This is a genomic window from Psychroserpens sp. S379A (assembly GCF_049800755.1).
Taxonomy (GTDB): Bacteria; Bacteroidota; Bacteroidia; order Flavobacteriales; family Flavobacteriaceae; genus Psychroserpens.
Window position 1 is genome coordinate 41,484 of the sequence record NZ_JBNAFQ010000006.1, and the last position, 25,419, is coordinate 66,902.

The window sequence follows — 25,419 nt, forward strand, 5'->3', positions numbered from 1 at the left end:
ACATGAAAAAAATCCTTGTCACTGGTGGATTGGGTTTCATTGGGTCGCATACTGTTGTAGAATTGCAGAATGAAGGTTATGACGTTGTTATTATTGATGATTTGTCTAATTCTTCAATAGATGTTCTTGAAGGAATTACTAGTATTACAGGAACGACACCAATTTTTGAAAAAGTAGATTTGAAAGACAAGGCTTCAGTAGACCAATTTTTTCAAAGGCATTATGATATTTTAGGAGTGATTCATTTTGCAGCTAGTAAAGCTGTTGGTGAAAGTGTTGAAAAACCATTATTGTATTATGAGAATAATCTTAATACACTTATTTATATGCTGAAAGAAGTACTCAAATTAGAGACTTCTAACTTTATATTTAGTTCATCGTGTACTGTGTATGGTCAAGCTGATGAAATGCCAATTACTGAAAGCGCTCCAGTAAAACCAGCAGAATCTCCTTATGGAAATACAAAACAAATTGGAGAAGAGATTATCAAAGACACCTGTAGAGTTCATTCTGATTTTAATGCTATTGCTTTGCGTTACTTTAATCCAATAGGAGCACATCCATCTGCAAAAATAGGAGAATTGCCAATTGGTGTTCCACAAAATTTAGTGCCATTTATTACACAAACAGCAGCTGGACTTCGAGAGTGTTTGTCTGTTTTTGGAGATGATTATCCAACACCAGACGGAACCTGTATAAGAGATTATATTCATGTGGTTGATTTAGCTAAGGCTCATGTAGTCGCATTACAGCGACTTTTACAAAATAACAATGCCTCTAATTATGAAACCTTTAATGTTGGTACAGGTGTTGGCAGTTCTGTTTTAGAAGTTATTAAATCGTTTGAAAAAGTATCTGGGAAATCTCTTAATTATAAGATTGCACCTCGTAGAGAAGGTGATGTTATTAAAGCTTATGCTAACACAGTTAAAGCAAATACTGAGTTAGGTTGGAAAGCTAAATCAACACTTGATGATGCAATGCTTTCAGCATGGAAATGGGAAAAAAATATTAGAAATCTCTAATGTGTACTAAAAAGAGCATTATAGATTTGTCAATAGATAACGATTATCATTATTAATCTGTCAATGAATAATACTAAATTTTATCAATTTTTAATTTAATAAATTGATTAACAATGATTTAATACTTATAATTTGTGATTGGACGTTCTGTTTTGTTTATTTGAAGTTAATGATAAATGAAAACCAATGAAACTGATTAGTATTAAAAGAGAAACGAAACCTGAAGTAAGATTTACAAGAAAAATGGGAGCATTATCTATTAAAGTGACTTACATTAAGAAGCAATTTTTGAATATCCCATTTAAAACACTTCACAAGTATAGAAAAACCTATTATGGTGAAGTAAAGGATTGTGAGAATATTAGTTTAGCAAGATAACTTAAAAAAAAGCTCTTCAATTTGAAGAGCTTTTTTATTATGTGTTTTGTTTTTTCTTTGAAGAAATAAACCAAGTATAAACTAGTATAATCATTCCAAAAGAAACAGACATATCAGCTACATTAAAAATACCAGTTTTAAAAACACCACCCAAATCGATAAAGAAGAAATCGGTAACTTTTCCAAAAGCAATACGATCAAATACATTTGCAATTCCACCACCAGCAATGCAGCTTAGTGCAATTGTACTCCATTTGTCTAACGACTTATTTGTAATGATATAATAGATAAGATATCCTAATACACACGTAGGAAGGATTAGTAGTAATAGGAGTCTTAAAGTATCATTCATATCACTTCCCATACCTAGAAAAGCACCTTTATTGTAAACATTGGTTAGTATAAATTTATCACCAATAAGTTCAATAACTTCTCTTAGGTCTATGTTGGCTCTAACAATTACTTTCGAAATTTGATCAATAGCAATGTTAAAGATTATGAGTAAAAAAATACTCAAATTCCTAGTTAGCTTCATATAATCTTAGGCATTGGTTTCTAACGAGGCAGAAGCCGTTTCAGAGGCTCTATTAATTTTTTTAACAAGACCTTGAAGCACTTTTCCTGGTCCAACTTCGGTAAACAGAGTTGCTCCATCTTCAATCATTTGCTTTACAGATTGTGTCCAGCGTACAGGAGCTGTTAATTGTGAGATTAAATTAGCTTTAATTTCGTTTTCATCAGTAATAGCAGAAGCTGTTACATTTTGGTAAATCGGACAGTTTGGTTTTGAAAAGGTTGTATTTTCAATTGCAGCAGCTAATTCTTCGCGAGCAGGTTCCATCATTGGTGAATGAAATGCACCTCCAACAGGTAGTACTAAAGCACGTCTTGCTCCAGCTTCTTTTAAAGCTTCGCAGGCTTTATTGATGGCTTCAACTTCGCCAGATATGACTAATTGTCCAGGACAATTATAATTTGCAGCTACAACAACACCTTCAGTTTCTTTACAAACGTTTTCCACGATATTGTCATCTAAACCTAAGACAGCAGCCATTGTACTTGGTTGTAATTCACAGGCTTTTTGCATGGCTTGAGCTCTTTGTGAAACTAACTTTAAGCCATCTTCAAAAGTCAAGGCTCCAGCAGCTACTAAAGCAGAAAATTCGCCTAGAGAATGTCCAGCAACCATATCTGGTTTAAAATTGTCACCTAAGGTTTTTGCCAGAATAACCGAATGTAAAAAGATAGCTGGTTGTGTGACTTTGGTTTCTTTTAAATCTTCAGCAGAACCTTCAAACATTACATCAGTGATAGGAAATCCTAAAATTTGATTTGCTTTTTCGAAGAGTTCTTGAGCTAAAGGTGAGTTTTCATAAAGGTCTAATCCCATTCCTGAGAATTGTGCACCTTGACCTGGAAATATATACGCGTTCATAATATTCAAAATTTATGCTGCAAAAATAGCTATTTTTTGGGTATAACTAAATGTGGTGCTAATAATACCATTTAATGTTGATAACAACGACCTCCATTTTTAACCTTGCGCTTGCACAGACTTCCAGATTTAGTTCTTGCGCCACAAATAGAACTTGTAGAATTACGTGGAGATGTCTTAGATGTAGATGTGCTGTTTTGTTTGGTATGTTGATAGCAATATCCATTTGCTAATCGTGTTTTGTGCTTGCATCTTGTACCTTTTTGTGTTTTGCCTTTACATCTTACTGATGCCGAAGTGCCAACTGCTTTATTGGAGTTAGAGTAGTTGTTAGAAATTTGTTCTTTTACTTTCGGTTTGCAAATTTTACATGGTGAAAGCTGGTATTTTGAAATGTCTTGGATGTCGATTTTTTCTGAAACATTCTCAACCATTCTACAACTTGCTAAATGGTATTTTTTTCCTGAAGGTGTTTTGTATATAGATTGCGAATGTCCTTGAATAATAATAAATAAACCGAACAAAAAACTAAGAACTCCAAAACGAAAATAGATGTACTTATCTTTTTTCATAAGTTAAAAATGTAAACGCATAATCATGTTTCTCGTCTGCATCATGAGTTAGGTGATTAACTTCCTTCCATATAGAATCATCTATTTCAGGAAAAAAAGTATCAGCATCTTCAAAACTATGGTGTACACGAGTCAATTCTATTTTATCGGCTAAAGCCATAGATTGTTTATAGATTTCTCCACCTCCAATAATGAATGGCTGTTTGTCTTTCCTTGCTGCATCAATGGCATCGTCTAAACTATTTACAACAATAACACCATCAGGAACTCTATATTCATTTTGTCTTGTGATGACAATATGAGTTCTGTTTGGTAATGGTTTAGGGAAACTTTCAAAAGTTTTTCGTCCCATAATAATATGATGACCATTGGTAAGTGATTTAAATCGTTTTAAATCGTCACTTAAATGCCATATTAAATCATTGTCTTTACCAATAGCATTATTTTCTCCTGCAGCAACAATGATGGTAAGTTGAGAGGTTTTTTTTTCTGAAGTATTTTTATTGTCTAAAACTTCATTATAAGCTTGAGATTTAGCAATCTTCTTTTCTTCTTTTAGATAGTCTTGTTTGAGTTGTTCAATACGTTTTTGTTGTTTGGCAACTAACGCTTCGCGCTGTTGGTCTTCCCAAGCCTTACCCATAAAACTATGAGTTATAAAAACGGTAATGAAATGATAAATAAAAAAGAATAGCCATAAGCCAATAGCAAAGACAAACCATTCTAATCCAGCAATTTTAAATTCTTTTCCAACACCTAAAATTGTATTCGCTACAATAAGGAATACAGCACCAATTAAAAACAATACAAAATGAATGTATAACCGCTTTTTTTGCTTAATACGTTTTTCAGCGGCTTTAATTAATGCTAATTGCTCTTGGTCTATAGCTGGTTTCGTTTTCTTTTTTCCGAACATAGTTGTAACTATTTACAAGTATAAAGTTATGATTTTTTAATGTAAAGATTGTAAAAGGTTCGAGTTAAATCTATTCTGTTTTTTTGAAACAGATACCTAAACTAAAATAATATATTTAGTAAAAATCTAAAGTCATTAACAAACTGAAAGGAGTATCAACAGCAATACCTTCCCAAATGCCTGGAGCTTTAAATTTTGGAAGACGTTTAGCGACATTTATAGCTTCTATAGCGATGGCTTTATGATTGGCTTTGGCATTAATGTCTTTTATTTTGCCTTTTTTAATAATTTATTGTCCAAAAGAATGCAGTCCAAAGAGTATAAAAAAAAAAGAAAATAAGATGTTTCATAAAATGAATTATACAGCCACAGCACCTTTAATATGAGGATGCGGATTGTAATCTACAAGTGTAAAATCTTCAAAATCAAAATCAAAAATATCTTTAATTTCTGGATTCAAAATCATTTTTGGAAGTGGTCTAATATCTCGAGATAGTTGCAATTCTAATTGTTCAAAGTGATTGCTATAAATATGTGCATCACCAAAGGTATGGATAAATTCTCCAGCTTCATAACCACAAACTTGAGCCATCATCATAGTTAATAAAGCATAAGATGCAATATTAAAAGGAACACCTAAAAAGATATCTGCACTACGTTGGTATAATTGACAAGACAACTTTCCGTTAGCGACATAAAACTGAAAAAAAGCATGGCAAGGCGGAAGCGCTGCTTTTCCATTAGCAACATTATCATCAAAAGATTTTGAAGTGTCTGGTAATACTGAAGGGTTCCAGGCAGAAACTAACATTCGACGACTATTCGGATTGTTTTTTAAAGTTTCAACAATGTCTTTGATTTGATCAATATCGTCACTGTTCCAATTGCGCCATTGGTGACCATACACAGGACCTAAATCACCATTGTCGTCTGCCCATTCGTTCCAAATGCGTACACCATTTTCTGTTAGATATTTAATGTTTGTATCACCTTTTAAAAACCAAAGTAACTCGTATATAATAGATTTTAAATGTAACTTTTTTGTCGTTACCATTGGGAAACCTTCACTTAAATCAAATCGCATTTGATAACCAAAAACACTTTTGGTCCCAGTTCCTGTGCGATCTCCTTTTTCATTTCCGTGTTCTAAAACGTGCTTTACTAAGTCGTGGTATTGTTTCATATTCATGTTCCGTATTAGCGGAAATCTTTTTTAAATTCAAATAAGTTTTAAATAGGCACACTCAAAATTAGTAGTTTTTTCTTAAAGATACTTCGACTGCGCTCAGTATGACATCGTTGCTAAAATAGAAAAAAGCTTCAAGTCTTATGAATTGATGCTGTGTATAATATTAAAAGTTATTAACGAAAACTACGATTTATTTTTAAAACATTAGAGTGAGATAATCAATCTATGGCGATTCACCATTAACCAATAATCATTCCAGCAATAGTTGCAGAAATTAATGATGCAATAGTTCCACCAATTAAGGCTTTCATTCCAAATTTTGATAGTTGTGTACGTTGACCAGGCGCTAAAGAACCAATACCACCAATTTGAATACCTATGGATGCAAAATTTGCAAATCCACAAAGCATATAGGTTGCCATGATGATTGACTTTTCGTATTTGAGATGCGTTGCACTTGCGACATTTTTTAAATCTGCTAATTGAATGTAACCTACAAACTCACTAGCAGCTAATTTGATACCAAGAAGTTGTCCCATTAAGGCAATATCTTCAGAACTTACACCAATCAGCCACATTAAAGGAGCAAAAGCATAACCTAAAATGAGTTCTAACGATAAACTTTGGTAAGGAGTATGACTCGCAACCCAATCGTTAAGCGTTGTAACGTCGCCTATCCAACCTAAAATACCATTAAACATGGCAATAAAAGCTACAAAAACTAATAGCATTGCGCCAACATTAACAGCTAGTTTTAAACCTTCGGTTGTTCCATTGGCAATAGCATCTAATAAGTTAGAACCGATTTTTTCTTGAGAAACAGAAACATCAGTATTAACGTCTTCAGTTTGTGGGAATAATATTTTTGAAATCACGATAGCTCCAGGAGCAGCCATTACTGAAGCAGCTAATAAATGTTTGGCATAAAATAATCGTAACTCTGGATCATCACCACCTAAAAAACCAATATAAGCTGCTAAAACAGCTCCAGCAACAGTTGCCATACCTCCAATCATAACAAGTAAAATTTCGGACTTGTTCATTTTTTCGAGATAAGCCTTGATCATTAAAGGTGCTTCAGTTTGTCCTAGGAAAATATTTCCAGCTACGCTTAAACTTTCAGCACCAGAAATGCCAAGAAGTTTCGATAAAAGCCAGCCCATTCCTTTGACTACTTTTTGGATGATGCCTAAGTAAAACAATACTGAAGTTAAAGCAGAAAAGAAAAGAATTGTAGGTAATACTTGAAAGGCGAAAATGAATCCGAATGTATCCATATCCATGACAAGTCCATCAAATAAAAACTGACTTCCAGCTCGAGTAAAATCTAAGACACTTACAAATAAACTTCCAACCCATTCAAATGCAGATTTAATAAATCCAACTTTTAAAACACCAATAGCAATGAGTAATTGAAATGCTAGACCAATACCTACAGTTTTCCAATTTACAGCTCTGCGATTGCTACTAAAAAGAAACGCAATAAAAATTAAAGAAACCATTCCAAGAATACCACGCCAAAGACTATTCATAGAAAACCCTTGACTTGGGATGATGGTTGATTCATTTGTTACTGCAGCTGTTGAGGCTTCAATTGTTTTAGGTGTTTTGAATTTGTAAACCGTATTGTGTTCTGAAAAGACTAAGGTAGAATCTGTGAGTTCAGAAATTTTGTAACGTCTAATCGTGTCATTTGGTTTCGAATAGTAGAAAACCAATAAATTATTTTGATAGATATAATCTCCAGAGGCTTTTAAGTTTTTGGCATTAAGTGAATACTCAAATTCACCAGCTTTAAGTGAAAATGCGTCTGTATCTAATATTTCAAAAAGTGATGAACCATTTTCATTTTGAATGGCATCAAATTGCCAATCTTTTTCTATGTCTTGAGCAAAACTTGCAGTAACTACAAAAAAAATAGCTGTAATAGCTAATAGAAATTGTTTCATCTGAATGAATATTTTTAACGTTTAGAAATTTCGTCTCTTATTTTGGCTGCTTTCTCATAATCTTCATTTGCAACAGCTTCATCTAAGAGTGTATGGAGTTCTTTAAGACTTTTGTCTTTGTAATTATCTTGAACACTGGCTTCAATTTCTTCAGCTACAAAGTCATCTACCAATATACTATCTTGCTCTTCGTCTCCTTTTTTAGGATTCACTTTTAGATAAATACCAGCTTTGTCTAAGATATTTTTATAAGTAAAAATTGGTGCTTGAAAGCGAAGTGCTAAAGCAATAGCATCACTGGTTCTAGCATCAATAATTTCTTCAATTTTATCGCGTTCGCAAATTAAACTAGAGTAAAACACACCATCAACTAATTTATGGATGATGACTTGTTTTACAACAATATCAAAACGGTCTGCAAAATTTTTAAATAGATCGTGAGTAAGCGGTCTTGGAGGTCTGATTTCTTTTTCTAAAGCAATAGCAATAGATTGTGCTTCAAAAGCACCAATAACAATAGGGAGTTTGCGATCACCATCAACTTCATTCAGAATTAAAGCATAAGCACCATTTTGGGTTTGGCTATATGAAATTCCTTTTATATTTAGTTTTACTAAGCTCATAATATATAAAACGTAAAGAACTGTTTAAATTAGGACTTTAACAACTGCAAAATGCAGATTTGTAATTAAAGAACCAAATCTAAACAGCCCTTTTCAACATACAATTTATAAAAAATTATGCGTTTTGAGCTTTAAAAGCTTTTAATTTTTCGATGAGTGTTGGTACAACTTCAAAAGCATCACCAACGATTCCGTAATCTGCAGCTTTAAAGAAAGGCGCTTCAGGATCTGTATTAATAACAACTTTTACTTTTGAAGCGTTAATTCCAGCTAAATGCTGAATGGCTCCAGAAATACCAATGGCAATATATAGGTTTGATGCCACAGGCTTTCCTGTTTGTCCAACGTGCTCACTATGTGGTCGCCATCCTAAATCTGAAACAGGTTTAGAACAGGCTGTAGCTGCACCTAAAACTTCGGCTAATTCTTCAACCATTCCCCAATTTTCAGGGCCTTTTAATCCTCTTCCTGCTGAAACCACAATCTCAGCATCAGCAATGGTTACTTTGTCTGTTGCTTTATCAACCGATTCTACCTTAACTCCAGTTTCTGGGATTGAAGGAGAGAAATCTTCGGCAGAAGCATTTCCGTTTGATTCAACCAATCCAAATGCATTTTTAGAAACACCAACAATTTTCACATCTGTATCAATAGTGGTCATATTAAATGCTTTGTTAGTGAATGCTGTTCGCTTTACCGTAAATGGAGCTGTACTTGAAGGTGCTTCAACCACATTAGACGCATAACCAGCATTGAGACCAATTGCTAAAATTGGTGCTAAATATTTACTGTCTGCACTTGAGCTCACAATAACAACTTTTGCGTTTTCTTGTTTTGCAGCTTGCTCAATAGCGCTTGCATAGGTATTAGCATTAAATGCATTTAAAGTGTCATTGTTAATGTTTAAAACTTTATCTACACCATAATTTCCTAATTCAGAAGTATCATTGGTATTAATGGTTACAGCAGTAACTGTCGTTCCCATTTGGTTTGCAACGGCTTTTGCATAAGAAGCTGCTTCTAAGGCTGTTTTCTTAAATTTCCCTTGTTCTGATTCTGTATATACTAAAACTGACATAATTTTTTATTTTGTCATCCTGAACTCGATTCAGGATCTCATTATTAATTTTGTTAATTTCTCAAGATCCCAAATCAAGTTTGGGATGATTTTCAATCCTTAAATCGCTTTAGCTTCGTTATGAAGTAAATTGATTAATTCATCAATGTTATCGGCATCAACTAAAGTGACAGCACCTTTTGGAGCTGGCTTTTCAAATTTAACTGTTGAGGTTTCTGAAGATGCATTTGCAGGTTCAACAACCGAAAGTGGTTTTTGACGTGCCATCATAATTCCTCTCATGTTTGGAATACGAAGATCACTTTCTTCAACCAATCCTTTTTGTCCTCCTATTACTAAAGGAAAACTTGTAGATACAGTTTCTTTTCCGCCATCAATTTCACGAACAGCTTTAGCGTTTGAACCTTCAATTTCTAAACTAATACAGTTGGTAACAAAATTAGCATTGGTTAAGGCAGCTAACATACCAGGAACCATGCCTCCATTATAATCAATAGATTCGCGACCAGCAATGACTAGGTCGTATCCACCTTCGCTAACAACATTAGCTAATTCTTTAGCAACTTGAAAACCGTCTTTAGCTTCAGTGTTTACTCTAATTGCTGAATCAGCGCCAATTGCTAATGCTTTACGAAGTGTTGGTTCTGTTTCTGGTCCACCAACATTAACAACGGTTACGTTAGCGCCTTGTTTTTCTTTAAACCACATGGCACGAGTTAATCCAAACTCATCATTTGGATTGATCACAAACTGAACACCATTCGTGTCAAATTTGGTGTCATTTTCAGCAAAATTAATTTTTGAAGTCGTATCAGGAACGTGGCTAATACATACTAATATTTTCATATCGAAATTATTTATTTTGAGTGTATATTTTTTTCTAGAGCACGAAGATAATTATAATAATTATAAAATTTACTATGCACGCATAATAAATTTTATAAAAAATCAGTTCTATCTTTCTTAAGTAAGCTAATTATTTAAGAGCTTAAAGATTTTTTGCTGATTGTTTAAAGTTTTAACTTTAATAAAATATAGTCCGTTTGCAAAATCTGAAAGTAGAATAGAATTGTTTTCAAATGGCATTTCATTTAAGACAATTTGACCAGAAATAGATAGTATTTCAATATTTAAGGATTGATTTTCAGGATTTGAAATCTGTAAAAACGGATTGTTAGACGTTTTGAAAGGTTTAATGTATTTGAATGTGTTGTCTACGATAGAGAGATTGTCTTCTTCAAAGGTTAAAAAATCTTGAGCAAATATCATATTATGTCTAGTTATTACAAGTTGACCAACACCATTTTGATAGAGTCTAATATTTCCATAACTATAATCACTACATCCAATATCGAGAACAGAATACACTGTGTTTTCTATTATATGACAAGGTTGATCATAATCTGTTGTATTTGAAATGCCAGGTTGAGAAGACCATAGTTGTAGTGTGGTGTCAGTATTAGAGCCTAAACCATCATCTGTTTGACCTTTAAATCCTGCAGAAAATGAATTGCCACATGTAGTTATATCATCTGTTTCAAGATAAAGAATATCATTAACAGCATCAAAATTGAACGTTAATTTTACTTCAACATCTTCAGGAATGTTATCCTCATCAATTGGGCATTCTGCACCTGATTCTGAAGATTCAAAGCATTGTTTTATTAATTTGAAGGTTTTATTATTTAAAGAATTTATAAATGGTGTGTCAATAGATGTGCTTTCAACTGGATCCATTAAATAGATATTGGGATTGGTATAATCGTACAAATCATTTATAAAATCTTTGTTATCAAATACTATTGTGTAATATTTGAAGAGTTCTCCTTCAGGATTTGCCGAAGGATATGTTTGATAAAATTCATAAATAGTATGATTCGAGAAGATGTCTGTAATATTTTGATCTGGATGAATCAAAGTTATAGTTCCATCTCCATTATTGGTTGCAGTTGGTATATCAGAAGTGTTTTCAATTTTAATGTTGGTATCGAGTAAGTTACATAAAATTTCATGTGGTTGAGCAAATAGGATAGAATTAAATAGTAAAAACGATAAAGCGAATAAGTAGTTTTTTTTCATATCTCCTTGTTATTGGATACTAAAGATAAGAAAAAGTACAATAAGTTAGAAAATATTCTACCTTAATTTTTATGTTATTTTATTAGCAATAATTATTACTTTTGCTATTCGATTTAAAAAAAAATACATGAAGACAATTCAATTTAGAGAAGCAATTGCAGAAGCGATGAGTGAAGAAATGCGTCGAGATGAAAGCATTTATTTAATGGGAGAAGAAGTTGCCGAATACAATGGTGCTTATAAAGCTTCTAAAGGTATGTTAGATGAGTTTGGAGCTAAACGTGTTATAGATACACCAATAGCAGAGCTTGGTTTTGCAGGTATTGCCATTGGTTCTACAATGACTGGAAATCGTCCTATTGTTGAGTATATGACGTTTAACTTCTCTTTAGTTGGTATTGATCAAATTATAAATAATGCTGCTAAAATCAGACAAATGTCTGGCGGACAGTTTAAATGTCCAATTGTATTTCGTGGACCAACAGCGTCTGCAGGACAGCTAGCTGCTACTCACTCTCAAGCTTTTGAAAGTTGGTTTGCAAACACGCCAGGTTTAAAAGTGGTTGTGCCTTCAAATCCTTATGATGCAAAAGGTCTACTAAAATCTGCTATTCGTGATGATGATCCTGTGATTTTTATGGAAAGTGAACAGATGTATGGTGATAAAGGCGAAGTGCCAGAAGGTGAATATACAATTCCTTTAGGTGTTGCAGATATTAAACGTGAAGGTACAGATGTAACAATCGTATCTTTCGGAAAGATTATTAAAGAAGCCTATAAAGCAGCAGATGAGTTAGAAAAGGATGGAATTTCTTGTGAAATTATCGATTTAAGAACGGTTCGTCCTATGGATCGTAAAACTGTTGTAGAATCTGTTAAAAAGACAAATAGATTGGTTGTTTTAGAAGAAGCTTGGCCATTTGGAAATGTAGCAACCGAAATTACCTATTTAGTACAATCTGAAGCATTTGATTATTTAGATGCTCCAATTATAAAAATTAATACAGCAGATACACCTGCACCTTACTCTCCAGTTTTATTAGAAGAATGGTTGCCTAATATGAACGATGTAGTTAAGGCTGTAAAAAAAGTAATGTATATTAACGCCTAATAAATCGTATTTTTTTACGTTTATAAACTTCATTAACACATTTAGCATAATTGTTGATGAAGTTTTTTGCCTATGAACTATAAGCTACTTCTTTTTTTCTTTTTCTTCGGAATAGTATTTGGGTTTTCCCAAACCAAAGTTAGTGGTCATGTGCTTGATGAAAATAATCAGCCTGTGGCATTTGCTAATGTTATCTTTAAAGGTTCTACAGAAGGAACCATCACTAACGAAGATGGACGCTTTTATTTAGAGTCTGATAATACTTGGGACACCATTGTTGTTTCATTTTTAGGCTATGAAATCAATGAAATTAAACTCGACCAAAAAGTAAACTACGATCTAAAATTAGTTTTAAAAGAAGAAGCTGCTGCGCTTGATGAAGTGGTAATTGTTTCAGGAAAACAATCTAAAAAAGCTTCCGAAAATCCAGCCATTAGAATCCTTAAAAAAATATGGGAACGCAAGCGAAAAAATGGATTAAATCAATTTAAACAGTACGAATACGATAAATACGAAAAGGTAGAGTTTGACCTTAATACCATTGATAGTACACTTATAAAAAGCAAACTATTTAAGGGTATGGAATTTGTTTTTAATGAGGTTGATACGTCTAGTGTTACAGGAAAAACCTATCTGCCTATTTTTATAAACGAAGCTATAAGTAAAGTATATGGCGACAACCTTCTAAAAAAGGAAAAAGAAGATTTAAAAGGAAATAAAAATTCGGGCTTTAGTAACAATCAAGTAATTATCGACTTTATTGATGATTTATATGCCGATTTTAATGTATATGATAACTATCTAAAGTTTTTCGATAAAAGTTTTGTGAGTCCGTTATCACGAACAGGAATTCAAACCTATAACTATGTGCTTTCCGATAGTGCATTTATCGATAATAAATGGTGTTATAATATTATTTATTATCCACGTCGAAAAAACGAATTGACCTTTAAAGGTGACTTTTGGGTAAACGATTCGACTTACGCGATTAAAGACATCAATTTGCAAGCCTCTAAGAGCGCTAATATAAATTGGGTTAAAGAGATTTATATTGAGCAAGAGTTTGAGGTTTTAAACGATTCTGTGTTTTTAATTAAGCGCGATTATATGTTGTCGGATTTTGCCTTTAATAAAAAGGAAAAATCTAGAGGTGTCTACGGAAAGCGTACAACACTTTATGAAAATTATGCATTCGATATTCCAAAAGGTGAAACGTTTTATGACGAAGAAGTATATTCTTATGATGAAGATGTTTACAATCGTGATGATGCCTTTTGGGATGAAAATCGATTAGAATCACTTAACAAAGACGAAAGAGGAGTTTACAAAATGTTAGATACGCTTAAAACCGTAAAAAAGTTTAAGCGTTTATATAATATCGGAAGCATTTTAGCTTCAGGTTATGTGGAGTTTCCAAGTATTAATTTTGATTATGGACCAATATTTTCAACGTTTGGGTTTAATGATGTTGAAGGGTTGCGTTTACGAACAGGAGGACGAACGTATTTTGGGCCAAATGACTTATGGCGACTTGAAGGATTTGTAGCCTATGGCTTTAAAGATGAAAAGTTTAAATATGGTATTTCGGGAAAATGGCTGCTCGATAAAAAAAGTAGATTTACCGTTTTTGGTGGTTATCGTAAAGATGTTGAACAAATAGGAGCTAGTTTAACCAGTTCAACAGATGTATTAGGTAGAAGTCTAGCCTCAAATGCTGTCATTACTGCTGGTACAAATGATAAATTAACTAACATCAGTTTAGCAAATTTAGGCGTTTCTATTGAACCTTCACGTAATTTTGAAGTACGATTAGATGGTAGTTATAGAACGCTTCGTTCAGCTTCACCAACATTTAGTTTAGATTACAACGATCCAGAATCGTCTACAGGTGTTTCTTCTGAAATAAAACAATTTGAAAGTCGTTTGTCATTGGGTTTTTATCCAAATCGTCAGATGACAGGTTTTGGTGTAGAGCGTAAGTTTAAAAATGATGATTTTGCTCGATTATTTGCACAGATAAGTCGCGGCAATCGTGACTGGTTTGATAGCGATTTTGATTATACAAAGCTTCAGTTTTCATACATACAACCTTGGCAAGTTGGAGGTTTTGGACGTTTAACAACATCTATTGAAGCAGGTAAGACCTTTGGCGAAGTGCCTTTAGGCTTGTTAAGTGTTGTGCCTGGAAATCAAACCTATTTCTCAATCTATAATACCTTTCCTCAACTCGATTTTTATGAGTTTGTAACAGACACCTACACATCGATGCATATTGAGCATAACTTTAATGGACGCTTATTTTCAAGAATTCCATTTTTAAAGGCGTATAATTTAAGATTTGTACTTGGATTAAGAGGTGTTTGGGGAGATTTATCAGACGACAATATTGCTTTGAATACAACAGGAAATCCAGCCGAAATTCCTTTAATTTCACCAAATACTCGCATGTATTACGAATACAGTTTTGGTGTCGCAAATATTTTTAAAGTGTTGCGAATTGACTTCAATTTTAGAGGTAATTATCTTGATCAACCAGATGCTAGACGCTTTGGTGTTACTGGAAGCTTTGGCTTTTATTTTTAGATTAAAAATTAATTGCTAAACTCAAACAATACATTATCTTTGCAGCCCAAAATTTATAATATGACAGCAACTGGTAAACTTACATTTGACGTACTAATCGAAATCCCAAAAGGAAGCCGTAATAAATATGAATACGATTTTGAACTGAATAAAATACGTTTCGATCGTATGCTATTCTCTTCTATGATGTATCCTGGAGATTATGGTTTTATACCAGAAACTTTAGCCTTAGATGGCGATCCATTAGATGTGTTAGTCATGGGAACAGAGCCAACGTTTCCAATGTGTGTGATGGAAGTAAAACCTATTGGTGTATTTCATATGGCAGACGAAAAAGGACCAGATGAAAAATTAATTTGTGTGCCTGTAACTGATCCTATCTGGAATTCTTATACAGATATTACCGATTTAAATCCACATAGAAAAAAAGAAATTACTCACTTTTTTCAAGTCTATAAAGATTTAGAAAAGAAAAAAGTTGATGTTGGTGGTTGGGGAAATGCCCAAGAAGCTTACGATATTCTTAACAAATGTATTCAGAGGTATGAAACTAGTGAGCATAAAACCAATGGAGATTTTACTATTTAAAGACAAATAAACCAATAATTAAGAAAGCCCTTTTGCGTAAAAGCAATAGGGTTTTTTAGTTTTATTGGATTTCATTACTTTTACCCAGCTAATTAATAAACCAAATAAAATTTAAATATGGAATCACTAATGATTTACATGCCAATTGCTTTGGCACTTTTAGGATTAATTTACATGATAGCAAAACAATCATGGGTTATGAAACAAGATGCTGGAGATGGTAAGATGAAAGAAATTTCAGATCACATCTATGAAGGTGCATTAGCATTTTTAAATGCTGAGTACAGATTGCTAGCCGTTTTTGTTGTTATCGTAGCAGCTGCATTAACAGCTGTGTCCTTTATTGTGCCAACGACACACTGGTTAATTGTTATTGCTTTTATTTTTGGAGCTGTTTTTTCTGCTTATGCAGGGAACATCGGAATGAAAATCGCAACGAAAACAAATGTTAGAACAACACAAGCTGCTCGAACAAGTTTACCAAATGCACTTAAAATCTCTTTTGGAGGTGGAACAGTAATGGGTCTTGGTGTAGCTGGCTTAGCTGTTTTAGGTCTTACAGCATTTTTTATATTCTTCTTCTGGTTCTTTATGGGAAATGAATGGACCAACACAATGGATATGACTATTGTATTAGAAACATTAGCTGGATTTTCTTTAGGCGCTGAATCTATTGCATTATTCGCTAGAGTAGGTGGAGGAATTTATACAAAAGCTGCCGATGTTGGAGCCGATTTAGTTGGTAAAGTAGAAGCTGGTATTCCTGAGGATGATCCTCGTAATCCTGCTACAATTGCAGATAACGTTGGTGATAATGTAGGTGATGTTGCAGGTATGGGAGCCGATTTATTTGGGTCTTATGTGGCTACAGTTTTAGCTGCAATGGTGTTAGGAAACTATGTTATTAAAGATATGGGAGGAGCTATCTCTGATGCTTTTGGAGGTATTGGTCCAATCTTATTGCCAATGGCAATTGCTGGTGCAGGAATTGTTATTTCTGTGATTGGTACAATGCTCGTTAAGATTAAAAGTAACGATGCAAAAGAAGCTCAAGTAATGGGAGCTTTAAATGTTGGTAACTGGACATCAATTGTTTTAGTTGCTGTATCGTGTTTTGGCCTTGTAACTTGGATGTTACCAGAAACCATGCAAATGAACTTCTTTGGAGAAGACTTACAAGAGATTTCTTCAATGCGAGTATTTTATGCAACTTTAGTTGGTTTATTTGTAGGTGCTGTAATTTCTTCAGTAACTGAATACTACACAGGATTAGGTAAAAAGCCAATCTTGAAAATTGTTCAGCAGTCTTCTACTGGAGCTGGTACTAATATTATTGCTGGTTTAGCAACTGGTATGATTTCTACATTCCCTTCAGTATTATTATTTGCTGGAGCAATTTGGGCATCTTATGCATTTGCTGGATTTTATGGAGTAGCATTAGCTGCTTCTGCTATGATGGCAACAACTGCGATGCAATTAGCAATTGATGCATTTGGACCAATTTCTGATAATGCAGGTGGAATTGCTGAAATGAGCGAACAAGAACCTATTGTTAGAGAACGTACAGATATTTTAGATTCTGTTGGAAATACAACGGCTGCTACTGGAAAAGGGTTTGCTATTGCTTCTGCTGCATTAACATCATTAGCTTTATTTGCTGCTTACGTAACTTTTACTGGAATTGACGGAATTAACATCTTTAAAGCACCAGTTTTAGCGATGCTATTTGTTGGTGGAATGGTGCCTGTAGTATTTTCTGCATTAGCCATGAATGCAGTAGGAAAAGCTGCTATGGAAATGGTTCACGAAGTACGTCGTCAGTTTAAAGCGATTCCTGGAATTATGGAAGGTACTGGGAAACCAGAATATGATAAATGTGTGGCGATTTCTACTCAAGCCTCTTTAAAAGAAATGATGTTACCTGGTTTATTAACTATCGGATTTCCTTTAATCATTGCTTTTGTTCCAATGTTATTTGGAATGGATCCAATTGCAATTGCTGAAATGTTAGGTGGTTATATGGCTGGTGTTACAGTTTCTGGTGTGTTATGGGCAATTTTCCAAAATAATGCTGGTGGAGCTTGGGATAACGCTAAAAAGTCTTTTGAAGCTGGAGTAGAGATTAATGGTGAAATGACATATAAAGGTTCAGACGCTCATAAAGCTGCTGTAACTGGTGATACTGTTGGAGATCCGTTTAAGGATACCTCTGGTCCTTCAATGAACATTTTAATTAAATTAACTTGTTTGATTGGTTTAGTAATTGCTCCAATATTAGGAGGTCATACAGATGATCATTCTACTGTGGCAACTGAAGATGTTACAATCGAAAAAACGATTGAATCTAAAGACTTAGCTCAAGCTACAATTACTTATACAACTGTTGAAAATGGAGAGGAAGTGACTAAGGAAAAAATGTTTAATGGTACTGAGATTGAAGTAGAAGCAAAACTAAGAGCTTTTGAAAAGTCAATCAAAGACGCTGAAGGTAAAAATGTAATTAAAGAGATGGAAGTTATTAAGCAATAACAACTGTTTTTTACTAAATATAAAGCCACGCTAGTCGTGGCTTTTTTTGTTACTTTTAGTTTTTAATTTTTCAAAGCAATTAATGAGCTGGTTCAAAAAAGATCCCTTACAAATTATAACCTTTAAAAGTTACGGAACAAATACGCACTTTTATATACGTGGACGTGCTTTAGAAGATGAAACTATCAATCTTGAACAGAAAGGCTTATTTGGTTTGTTATTGAATTCTTGGAAGCGTTTTGAAACGGATGAAATTAAGCATGCTACTTTAAAAGTAACATTGATAAATGGTCAAACCATTACTACAACTACAGATAATCATGGCTATTTTAAGATTGATATAAAGGCTGACGATTTAGAAGATTTAACAAATCAAAATGGTTGGCTTGAGTATAAGATGTCTTATGATAATGAAACCATAAAAAGACATATTCAGAACGAAAATCGATTTCTAGGAGAATTATTACTACCATGTTCACAGTCGGAATTTGGTGTGATTAGCGATATTGATGATACTATTATCCATACAGGTGTAGTATCTACACTAAAGTGGAAAGTATTGTTGAATAGTATTTTTAAAAGTGCAGCTAGCCGAATTCCTTTAGAAGGTGCGGCAGATTTTTATCACAAGTTGCACAGAGGTGTCTCTGGAACAAATGCCAATCCGATTTTTTATGTAAGTCATAGTCCGTGGAATTTGTATCGCTATCTCGAATTCTTTTTAAAGCAGAACAATTTCCCAAAAGGACCGATTTTATTGCGAAGCTTTAAAGATATTTTTAAAAAGAAATCGGGAGATTTAGCTCAGAAGCAAATTGAAATTTTGAATATTTTAAAAACCTATCCAAACTTAAAGTTTATTTTAATAGGTGATAGTGGTGAGTATGATGCAGATATTTATTTAGATGTAGCCGAAAAATTTCCGTCTCAAATTGCTGCTATTTATTTACGAAGCGTAAAACATAAAAAGAAAATGCGTCGAGTTAGATCGCTTTTTAATGATTATAATCAGATTCCAGTATTGCTTGTAGATAGTAGTGAACAGGCTATTAGACATGCAAAGCAACATGGTTTTATTGCTTGAGAATACGATCAATTCGTTTTTTGTTTTGTTGTTGTAGTAAGGAAGGATAGAGGTTAAAAATAATATTACAGATACATAAAATTGTAGCATACATAAGCTGTTCGTTGTAGAGTTTTAAAATTGTAATCACTAAGATAAAAACGAAGGCAATATAATGGCCAATTTCTGAGTAAGTCATTTCCTTTCTTATCTCTAGTAATTGTGCAATGCTTGGTCTGGTTTCAAATTTTAATTTCTGATTGAAGTATTTGAAGAATGAATTTTTAAGAATCCATTTAAAGCCAGACATTCCGATAGCTCGATACGTAGCTTCCTTTTTTATAAAGTTGAAATGTGAGAGTTTAGAATAGAATGGCATTTTTTTAATGATATTATTAAGTACTAATCCTATGCACCAAGACACAAAGGTAAATGCTATTGAATTAAGTATATAAATTGAAATCATACGTTCTAGCCATGCGTTAAGGATTGAAGCGGCATCCTTTTTGTTTTTGTCACCTTGAGCATTGATGAAATGAAAATATATTTTTATTGAAAGCACACAACGAAGTTGACGAAAGGTCTTTAACAAAAACAAAAAGATATAGCAGAAAGCCTGACCAACCGAAGTTTTAACGTAGGTTGGAAACGCCCACTTTGCTGTACTCAGTAAACTAAAATAAACCGTTAATTTGTGCGTCAATTTTATTGATGATACCTCCTAAATCTTCTGGGTTAGCCACAAAATCAAGATTGTCAACATCAATAATGAGCAAGTTACCTTTGTCGTAGCCATGAATCCAAGCTTCGTAACGTTCGTTAAGTCGGCTGAGGTAATCAATGCTAATAGTGTTTTCGTAGTCGCGACCACGTTTATGAATTTGAGCAACCAGATTAGGAATCGAACTGCGTAAGTAAATCAATAAATCTGGACCTTGCACAAAAGATTCCATGAGGTCAAAAAGCGAGCGATAGTTCTCATAGTCGCGATTGGTCATCAAACCCATTGCGTGTAGGTTTGGTGCAAAAATATGTGCATCTTCGTAAATGGTTCGGTCTTGAATAATTTCTTTTCCGCTTTGACGAATTTGTGCGACTTGACGAAATCTGCTATTTAAAAAATAGACTTGCAAATTAAAACTCCAACGTTCCATTTGGTTATAAAAATCATCGAGATAAGGATTGTCTACAACGTCTTCGAGTTGAGGTTCCCATTTGTAATGTTTAGCGAGTAATTTTGTGAGTGTTGTTTTACCAGCACCTATGTTTCCTGCAACTGCAAAATGCATATCTATTTGATTTTTAGTTGGTATTTATGGAGTTTTTCAAGATCGTAAATATACAAGGTTTCATTGGTCAATAAAAACTGATTTATTAACAATTTGGGAAGATTTACGGGTTGTATTTCTTCTTTTTTCTTGTGTTTAAAATATAAAATATTGTCTTTTTTTAAGATGAGATGACCGTTGCTTTTTGAGATTTCGGTAAATCCAGTATTTTCAATTTTTGAAATCATACTGCCAAAATAATTGTATTGGTAGAGATAGTTTTTTGTAAGTAACCAACAGTAATTGTAATCACTTTCTAAGTCTAAAACATCAGACTGTACTGGAACTGCTGAAAATCGGGTTGTATTGGTTTTATAATCGTAGAGTTCTAATTGTTGAAAATCGATATTAAAAATCCATAGTGTATTGTCAAACCCAGTTGAAACTTGAGTTATATTTTTATAAGGCTGAATGGTGTTGAAATCGATTTTAAAAATTTCTGCCAAGCGATTATCAAGAATAACAACAGTATTAAAATCTTTGTAAAACAGATTGATTTTTAAAGGGTTGAAAACATTAGCTGTTGTAATTTCTCCTAATTGGTAGTTGCTGTAATTAATAGATTTTTTATTGCTATGGTTTTTATAAATGGTATGGTCTTTTATAAAATATAGGGTTTCAAAATTATCGATATCTATTATTTGGTCTGCATTTAAGTTTGAAGAATCTATTAATGTAGCATCAATAGATTCTTGACTATTGATAGTGATTGATATAAATAAGCAGATGTAAAGAAAGTGTCGCATTGTGATTTGAAAAGTACAAAAATCAAACCACTTTTAGCAGATTAATTTGTACCCAAAACCTCTAACGTTTAAAATTTGAATAGAATTGTCTTTGTTTAGTTTTTTACGAAGTTTTGTTATAAAAACATCCATGCTTCTGGCGCTAAAAAAATCGTCGTTTCCCCAAAGCTTATTTAAAATTATTGAGCGATCAAGCACTTGGTTTTTATTTTTTACCAAATGAAATAATAAATGGGCTTCGCGATGTGTGAGTTGTTGTATGTCTTGATCTTGATATTGAAGAGTTTGCTTCGGAAAATCAAAAGCATAGTCACTTATCTTAAGAATGTTTGCTGTTTTTTGTGTTCGCGTTCTACTCAATAAATTATTAATTCTAACAATTAATTCTTCCATGCTAAAGGGCTTTTTAAGGTAATCATTTCCACCAATAGTAAAGCCTTCGACCACATCTTGAGTTTGCGATTTTGCTGTTAAAAAAATAATCGGAATTGTATCGTCTATAGCTCTAACTTCTTTAGCTAAAGTAAAACCATCTTTTTTAGGCATCATCACATCTAACACTAAAAGCTCAGGGTTTTTAGTTTGATAAATATCTAGTGCTTTTTCACCATTATCACATAGTAATACATTAAAGTCTCTGGTTTCTAAACTTTCTTTTATAATCAAGCCTAAAGCTGGTTCGTCTTCAGCCAGTAGTATGGTTGTTTTATTAAGCATAAGGTAAAGTGATTTTGAATGACGTATTCTTGTTGTCTATACTCAATTGAATATTTCCTTGATGTTTTTCAATGATTTTTTTGGTGTAATACAATCCAATTCCAAACCCTTTTACATCATGCGTATTGCCTTTAGGAACACGATAAAATTTTTCAAAAATCCTGTCTTTATTAGCTTTTGAAAGCGATGTGCCATTATCTGAAATTACGAGTTCTATATGTGTTGATTTCCCAAGTAATGAAACCTCAATGTCTTCTCCACCATATTTATAAGCGTTATCAATGATATTATTGACAGCATTTTCAAAATGGAAAATGTCAACATTAGCAAATACATTATCTTCAATATCATAATTTACAGATTTGCTATTTTGAAGTTTGTGCTTTTCTATAATTGAAATTACAACTTCAGAAATGTGATAACGGTCTTTGTTAAGTTCTAAATTCTCACTGTCTAGAGTTGCGGTTTCTAGAAGTTTTTCAACCATTATATTTAATTTAGATAGTTGTTGGTTAGACATGTCTAAATATGTTTTGGTTTTTTCTTTGTCATCTATAGTGTTAAAGCTTTGAATGCTTTCTAATGCCACACCAATAGTTGCAATGGGTGTTTTAAATTCGTGAGTGATATTGCTTATAAGGTCATTTTTAACTTCAGATAATTGTTTTTGATGTTTAATAATTTTTAATAGATAAAATAAACAGCTAATTACAGCCAGAACGAGTAATGTTGAAATAAGTATACCTCCCAACATACGAGTTAATATTGCTTTGGTTGAATTTGTAAAAGCAATTGTTAATGAGTAATCTGGAGGTAAAAATGAAGATTGAGAGCTTGTGGTAAGATAATCTTTTGTTCTAAATAACTTATTAGACCAGTCATTTTGTGTTTTAGTATTGTTAAAACTAGTGTTATAATCTAGATAAAAATCTACAGAAACATGTTTTCGTTTAAGTTCTAATTTTACAAGACTATCAACTTTTTTAAGATTTAAAGAGTCATTGGTAATCGATAATATAACTTTTGAAGTTAAAATTTTAATGTCTTCGTTTAACAGTGGATTAGTTTCAGGTTTTGAAGACCATTGTTGAGCAATTACAGCTCGATTGCTCGAATCGTGATGCGTTAATCTTAACTCTTGAAATATTGAATCTCTACTAACAGCTTTTATAACATTTATACCAGAAATAGCACTAGAGTCTAATACTTTAAAATCGATATGATTTTGATGAGAACTGTCTATTAATTTTATTAAACTGTCTAAGGAACCTTTTTTTGAAAATAAGTCTTCATGTGAATCTGCTTGAATGGCAAAGCCATAAGTGGTTTCTTGGGCTAAATTTTCATAATATCTGTTAACAGCATTGTCTAAACTTATTTGTACGTCATTAATAAGCTGTTGCTTACTATTCTTATAATTTATAAAATTCCAATACACTTGTATGCCAATAGTACAGATAATAACTGTGGCAATTAAGTATAAAACATACCTGTATTTTGAAGCATTCATAATTCAAATGTAAATGTTAAAAGATTGTAATGCTAATCGCTTAACACACGTTAACACTTGTTAACCATTATAAAGCATACAAGTTTAGATATTTGTAAAATAAATCAAAAAACGAAGTTATGAATACAATCATTAAAATACTATTGGTAGCATTAATAGTAACATTTAGCAATGTTCATGCACAAGAATTTCAAGGAGAAGCGACTTATAAATCAAAGCGTAAAATTGATATTAAATTAGATAGTACTCAAATGGCTTCTGGTATGGCAGAGCAGATGATGGAAATGCTTAAAAAGCAATTTGAAAAGACTTATAGATTAAATTTTAGTAAAATTGAATCCCTTTATAAAGAGGAAGAAGCTTTAGCTGCACCACAGCCTCAAGGTGTGAATATGGTCATGGTAATGTCTGGTGGATCTGATGTGCTTTACAAGAATATTAAAGAAAAACGATACACCAATCAAAACGAATCGTTTAGTAAGCTGTTTTTGATTAAAGATGACTTAAGAGACATCGAATGGACCTTAGGTTCTGAAACCAAAAATATTGGAGATTATACCTGTTTTAAAGCAACTACAACTAGAGAAGTTGAAGATATTGAAAGTGGAATAAGTATTAATGGAGATAAAGATTTGAGTACTGCTGATAAAGAGCCAAAAATGAAAGAAATTACCATTACAGCTTGGTATACGCCTCAAATTCCTGTAAGTGCTGGTCCAGGAAACTACCATGGATTACCAGGATTAATATTAGAGGTTAATGATGGTTCTGAAACCGTTATTTGTAGTAAAATTGTCATCAATCCCAAAAACGCTGTTAAAATTGTAGAGCCAGACAATGGTAAAGAAGTAACACAAGAGGCTTATGATAAAATCATGGAAAAGAAAATGAAAGAAATGGAAGAGCGTTACAGAACTAATGATAGAGGTAGAGATGGAGAGCGTATTGAGATTAGAATTGGTGGTTAATTTAGTTTAAAGCTTTAAGATAAATTTAACCTTTATAGGTTTAACTATTTGTAGTTTTTAAAGTCTAAGTTAAAATATAATGAGTTAATTTTGACTCAATTAAAGACTAAGACTACAACAATGAAACATGTAATTACTAAATTTTGTATAGCATTAATACTTTTAATGAGTGTAGATGCAGCAGCACAAGACTTTCAAGGTCAAGCCATTTATCAAACTAAAACTACTGTAGATATGAGTAGTTGGGGAAGAGGTGGACAAATGAGTGAACAGCAAAAAAAGATGATTGCTGAGCGTATGAAGAGTATGTTAGAAAAAACCTATGTGCTTAATTTTAATCGTAGCGAATCTACATACAAAGAAGAAGAAAAACTAGATGCTCCTGGAGCAGGTGGTAGTCCATGGAGAGGCATGATGAGTAGCTTTACAGGTGGTCCTCAGTATAAAAATATTAAAGATAATGTCATTTTACAAGAGCAAGAGTTTTTTGGAAAACAATTTTTAGTGAGAGATTCTTTGCCAAAATTAGAATGGAAGCTTGAAAATGAAACCAAACAAATAGGACAATACACGTGCTTTAAAGCCACAACAACTAAGACCGTAGATGAGATGGATTTTATGAGCATGCGTAGAAAAGAAAAAAAATCTAACGATGAAAAAAAGGAAGGCGAAACTACAGCTGATTCCACTAAAACAGAATCAGACAATCCTTTAGACGAAGTAGAAGTGCCTAAATTTATAATAGTTACCGCTTGGTATACACCACAAATACCAGTAAGTGCTGGACCAGCTGAATATCATGGACTTCCAGGATTGATTCTTGAAGTACAAGCAGATAGAACTGTTATGCTATGCACAAAAATAGTGATGAATCCTCAAGATAAAGAGGACATTAAAAAACCAGATACTGGAGAAGTCGTTACTCGAAAAGAATACAATACGATTATGAAAGAAAAGATTGAAGAGATGCGACAAATGTATGGAGGACGCGGAAGAGATCGCCGAAATTAATTAATAATCAACAACTAATGT

General features: G+C 32.9%; 24 protein-coding genes. 9 read left to right on the top strand and 15 right to left on the bottom strand.

Annotated elements, in window-relative coordinates:
• The first annotated feature begins 2 nt into the window (after positions 1-2).
• On the top strand, positions 3-1,025 hold the full coding sequence (gene galE / locus ACP15M_RS13040) for a UDP-glucose 4-epimerase GalE (protein ID WP_425077643.1): 1,023 nt from the start codon (positions 3-5) through the stop codon (positions 1,023-1,025).
• A gap of 186 nt (positions 1,026-1,211) precedes the next feature.
• Complete coding sequence (locus ACP15M_RS13045; RefSeq protein WP_425077644.1) at positions 1,212-1,403, top strand: hypothetical protein; 192 nt, start codon at positions 1,212-1,214, stop codon at positions 1,401-1,403.
• Between the two features lie 37 nt (positions 1,404-1,440).
• On the opposite strand, the gene lspA is transcribed toward ACP15M_RS13045, so the two are convergent.
• From lspA to ACP15M_RS13095, 10 genes are all read right to left on the bottom strand, one after another.
• On the bottom strand, positions 1,441-1,938 hold the full coding sequence (lspA, locus tag ACP15M_RS13050; RefSeq protein ID WP_425077645.1) for a signal peptidase II: 498 nt from the start codon (positions 1,936-1,938) through the stop codon (positions 1,441-1,443).
• A gap of 6 nt (positions 1,939-1,944) precedes the next feature.
• Positions 1,945-2,838, bottom strand: a complete 894-nt coding sequence (fabD, locus tag ACP15M_RS13055) for an ACP S-malonyltransferase (RefSeq protein WP_425077646.1) — start codon at positions 2,836-2,838, stop codon at positions 1,945-1,947.
• Positions 2,839-2,909: 71 nt separating this feature from the next.
• On the bottom strand, positions 2,910-3,410 hold the full coding sequence (locus tag ACP15M_RS13060) for a DUF5763 domain-containing protein (RefSeq protein WP_425077647.1): 501 nt from the start codon (positions 3,408-3,410) through the stop codon (positions 2,910-2,912).
• The gene (locus ACP15M_RS13065) at positions 3,397-4,326 is read right to left on the bottom strand and encodes a dihydrofolate reductase (RefSeq protein WP_425077648.1); all 930 of its coding nucleotides are present in this window, start codon (positions 4,324-4,326) and stop codon (positions 3,397-3,399) included. The genes ACP15M_RS13060 and ACP15M_RS13065 overlap by 14 nt, the downstream gene beginning before the upstream one ends.
• 358 nt (positions 4,327-4,684) lie before the next feature.
• Complete coding sequence (locus ACP15M_RS13070) at positions 4,685-5,509, bottom strand: thymidylate synthase (protein WP_425077649.1); 825 nt, start codon at positions 5,507-5,509, stop codon at positions 4,685-4,687.
• Positions 5,510-5,754: 245 nt separating this feature from the next.
• A complete protein-coding gene (locus ACP15M_RS13075; protein ID WP_425077650.1) occupies positions 5,755-7,464 on the bottom strand; it encodes a nucleoside transporter C-terminal domain-containing protein in 1,710 nt (569 codons plus the stop codon).
• Positions 7,465-7,478: 14 nt separating this feature from the next.
• Positions 7,479-8,087 (bottom strand): bifunctional nuclease domain-containing protein, encoded by a 609-nt coding sequence (locus tag ACP15M_RS13080; protein WP_425077651.1) that lies wholly within the window; start codon positions 8,085-8,087, stop codon positions 7,479-7,481.
• Between the two features lie 115 nt (positions 8,088-8,202).
• Positions 8,203-9,165: an electron transfer flavoprotein subunit alpha/FixB family protein gene (locus ACP15M_RS13085; protein ID WP_425077652.1), complete on the bottom strand. Its 963-nt coding sequence runs from the start codon at positions 9,163-9,165 to the stop codon at positions 8,203-8,205.
• Between the two features lie 99 nt (positions 9,166-9,264).
• Positions 9,265-10,011, bottom strand: coding sequence for an electron transfer flavoprotein subunit beta/FixA family protein (locus tag ACP15M_RS13090; protein WP_425077653.1), 747 nt, complete (start codon positions 10,009-10,011; stop codon positions 9,265-9,267).
• Between the two features lie 126 nt (positions 10,012-10,137).
• The gene (locus ACP15M_RS13095) at positions 10,138-11,244 is read right to left on the bottom strand and encodes a T9SS type A sorting domain-containing protein (RefSeq protein WP_425077654.1); all 1,107 of its coding nucleotides are present in this window, start codon (positions 11,242-11,244) and stop codon (positions 10,138-10,140) included.
• Between the two features lie 127 nt (positions 11,245-11,371).
• Here ACP15M_RS13095 and ACP15M_RS13100 point away from each other — a divergent pair, with 127 nt between their 5' ends.
• The 5 genes from ACP15M_RS13100 (at position 11,372) to ACP15M_RS13120 (ending at position 19,139) form a co-directional block, all read left to right on the top strand.
• Positions 11,372-12,355 carry a pyruvate dehydrogenase complex E1 component subunit beta gene (locus ACP15M_RS13100; protein WP_425077655.1) on the top strand — a complete coding sequence of 328 codons (984 nt, stop codon included), beginning with the start codon at positions 11,372-11,374 and terminating at the stop codon, positions 12,353-12,355.
• Between the two features lie 72 nt (positions 12,356-12,427).
• Positions 12,428-14,938: a DUF5686 family protein gene (locus ACP15M_RS13105; protein ID WP_425077656.1), complete on the top strand. Its 2,511-nt coding sequence runs from the start codon at positions 12,428-12,430 to the stop codon at positions 14,936-14,938.
• A gap of 60 nt (positions 14,939-14,998) precedes the next feature.
• Complete coding sequence (locus ACP15M_RS13110; protein ID WP_425077657.1) at positions 14,999-15,526, top strand: inorganic diphosphatase; 528 nt, start codon at positions 14,999-15,001, stop codon at positions 15,524-15,526.
• 117 nt (positions 15,527-15,643) lie between these two features.
• On the top strand, positions 15,644-18,055 hold the full coding sequence (locus ACP15M_RS13115; protein ID WP_425077658.1) for a sodium-translocating pyrophosphatase: 2,412 nt from the start codon (positions 15,644-15,646) through the stop codon (positions 18,053-18,055).
• A gap of 82 nt (positions 18,056-18,137) precedes the next feature.
• On the top strand, positions 18,138-19,139 hold the full coding sequence (locus tag ACP15M_RS13120; protein ID WP_425077659.1) for an App1 family protein: 1,002 nt from the start codon (positions 18,138-18,140) through the stop codon (positions 19,137-19,139).
• Here the strand turns inward: ACP15M_RS13120 and ACP15M_RS13125 are convergent.
• The 5 genes from ACP15M_RS13125 to ACP15M_RS13145 form a co-directional block, all read right to left on the bottom strand.
• Positions 19,129-19,680: a hypothetical protein gene (locus ACP15M_RS13125; protein WP_425077660.1), complete on the bottom strand. Its 552-nt coding sequence runs from the start codon at positions 19,678-19,680 to the stop codon at positions 19,129-19,131. The genes ACP15M_RS13120 and ACP15M_RS13125 overlap by 11 nt on opposite strands.
• Before the next feature lie 112 nt (positions 19,681-19,792).
• On the bottom strand, positions 19,793-20,407 hold the full coding sequence (locus tag ACP15M_RS13130) for a deoxynucleoside kinase (protein ID WP_425077661.1): 615 nt from the start codon (positions 20,405-20,407) through the stop codon (positions 19,793-19,795).
• A 2-nt stretch (positions 20,408-20,409) separates the two neighbouring features.
• Complete coding sequence (locus ACP15M_RS13135) at positions 20,410-21,192, bottom strand: hypothetical protein (RefSeq protein ID WP_425077662.1); 783 nt, start codon at positions 21,190-21,192, stop codon at positions 20,410-20,412.
• Positions 21,193-21,225: 33 nt separating this feature from the next.
• Positions 21,226-21,909 carry a response regulator transcription factor gene (locus ACP15M_RS13140; RefSeq protein ID WP_425077663.1) on the bottom strand — a complete coding sequence of 228 codons (684 nt, stop codon included), beginning with the start codon at positions 21,907-21,909 and terminating at the stop codon, positions 21,226-21,228.
• Positions 21,902-23,419, bottom strand: a complete 1,518-nt coding sequence (locus tag ACP15M_RS13145; protein WP_425077664.1) for a sensor histidine kinase — start codon at positions 23,417-23,419, stop codon at positions 21,902-21,904. The genes ACP15M_RS13140 and ACP15M_RS13145 overlap by 8 nt, the downstream gene beginning before the upstream one ends.
• Before the next feature lie 119 nt (positions 23,420-23,538).
• On the opposite strand from ACP15M_RS13145, the gene ACP15M_RS13150 reads away from it, so the two are divergent.
• Entirely contained in the window at positions 23,539-24,387 is an 849-nt protein-coding gene (locus ACP15M_RS13150; RefSeq protein WP_425077665.1) for a GLPGLI family protein, read from the top strand.
• A gap of 120 nt (positions 24,388-24,507) precedes the next feature.
• Positions 24,508-25,398 carry a GLPGLI family protein gene (locus tag ACP15M_RS13155; protein ID WP_425077666.1) on the top strand — a complete coding sequence of 297 codons (891 nt, stop codon included), beginning with the start codon at positions 24,508-24,510 and terminating at the stop codon, positions 25,396-25,398.
• Positions 25,399-25,419: the final 21 nt, after the last annotated feature.

Coding starts and splice junctions, on each gene's coding strand:
- galE (WP_425077643.1), top strand. CDS start 3: ATGAAAAAAATCCTTGTCACTGGTGGATTGGGTTTCATTGGGTCGCAT.
- ACP15M_RS13045 (WP_425077644.1), top strand. CDS start 1,212: ATGAAACTGATTAGTATTAAAAGAGAAACGAAACCTGAAGTAAGATTT.
- lspA (WP_425077645.1), bottom strand. CDS start 1,938: ATGAAGCTAACTAGGAATTTGAGTATTTTTTTACTCATAATCTTTAAC.
- fabD (WP_425077646.1), bottom strand. CDS start 2,838: ATGAACGCGTATATATTTCCAGGTCAAGGTGCACAATTCTCAGGAATG.
- ACP15M_RS13060 (WP_425077647.1), bottom strand. CDS start 3,410: ATGAAAAAAGATAAGTACATCTATTTTCGTTTTGGAGTTCTTAGTTTT.
- ACP15M_RS13065 (WP_425077648.1), bottom strand. CDS start 4,326: ATGTTCGGAAAAAAGAAAACGAAACCAGCTATAGACCAAGAGCAATTA.
- ACP15M_RS13070 (WP_425077649.1), bottom strand. CDS start 5,509: ATGAAACAATACCACGACTTAGTAAAGCACGTTTTAGAACACGGAAAT.
- ACP15M_RS13075 (WP_425077650.1), bottom strand. CDS start 7,464: ATGAAACAATTTCTATTAGCTATTACAGCTATTTTTTTTGTAGTTACT.
- ACP15M_RS13080 (WP_425077651.1), bottom strand. CDS start 8,087: ATGAGCTTAGTAAAACTAAATATAAAAGGAATTTCATATAGCCAAACC.
- ACP15M_RS13085 (WP_425077652.1), bottom strand. CDS start 9,165: ATGTCAGTTTTAGTATATACAGAATCAGAACAAGGGAAATTTAAGAAA.
- ACP15M_RS13090 (WP_425077653.1), bottom strand. CDS start 10,011: ATGAAAATATTAGTATGTATTAGCCACGTTCCTGATACGACTTCAAAA.
- ACP15M_RS13095 (WP_425077654.1), bottom strand. CDS start 11,244: ATGAAAAAAAACTACTTATTCGCTTTATCGTTTTTACTATTTAATTCT.
- ACP15M_RS13100 (WP_425077655.1), top strand. CDS start 11,372: ATGAAGACAATTCAATTTAGAGAAGCAATTGCAGAAGCGATGAGTGAA.
- ACP15M_RS13105 (WP_425077656.1), top strand. CDS start 12,428: ATGAACTATAAGCTACTTCTTTTTTTCTTTTTCTTCGGAATAGTATTT.
- ACP15M_RS13110 (WP_425077657.1), top strand. CDS start 14,999: ATGACAGCAACTGGTAAACTTACATTTGACGTACTAATCGAAATCCCA.
- ACP15M_RS13115 (WP_425077658.1), top strand. CDS start 15,644: ATGGAATCACTAATGATTTACATGCCAATTGCTTTGGCACTTTTAGGA.
- ACP15M_RS13120 (WP_425077659.1), top strand. CDS start 18,138: ATGAGCTGGTTCAAAAAAGATCCCTTACAAATTATAACCTTTAAAAGT.
- ACP15M_RS13130 (WP_425077661.1), bottom strand. CDS start 20,407: ATGCATTTTGCAGTTGCAGGAAACATAGGTGCTGGTAAAACAACACTC.
- ACP15M_RS13135 (WP_425077662.1), bottom strand. CDS start 21,192: ATGCGACACTTTCTTTACATCTGCTTATTTATATCAATCACTATCAAT.
- ACP15M_RS13140 (WP_425077663.1), bottom strand. CDS start 21,909: ATGCTTAATAAAACAACCATACTACTGGCTGAAGACGAACCAGCTTTA.
- ACP15M_RS13145 (WP_425077664.1), bottom strand. CDS start 23,419: ATGAATGCTTCAAAATACAGGTATGTTTTATACTTAATTGCCACAGTT.
- ACP15M_RS13150 (WP_425077665.1), top strand. CDS start 23,539: ATGAATACAATCATTAAAATACTATTGGTAGCATTAATAGTAACATTT.
- ACP15M_RS13155 (WP_425077666.1), top strand. CDS start 24,508: ATGAAACATGTAATTACTAAATTTTGTATAGCATTAATACTTTTAATG.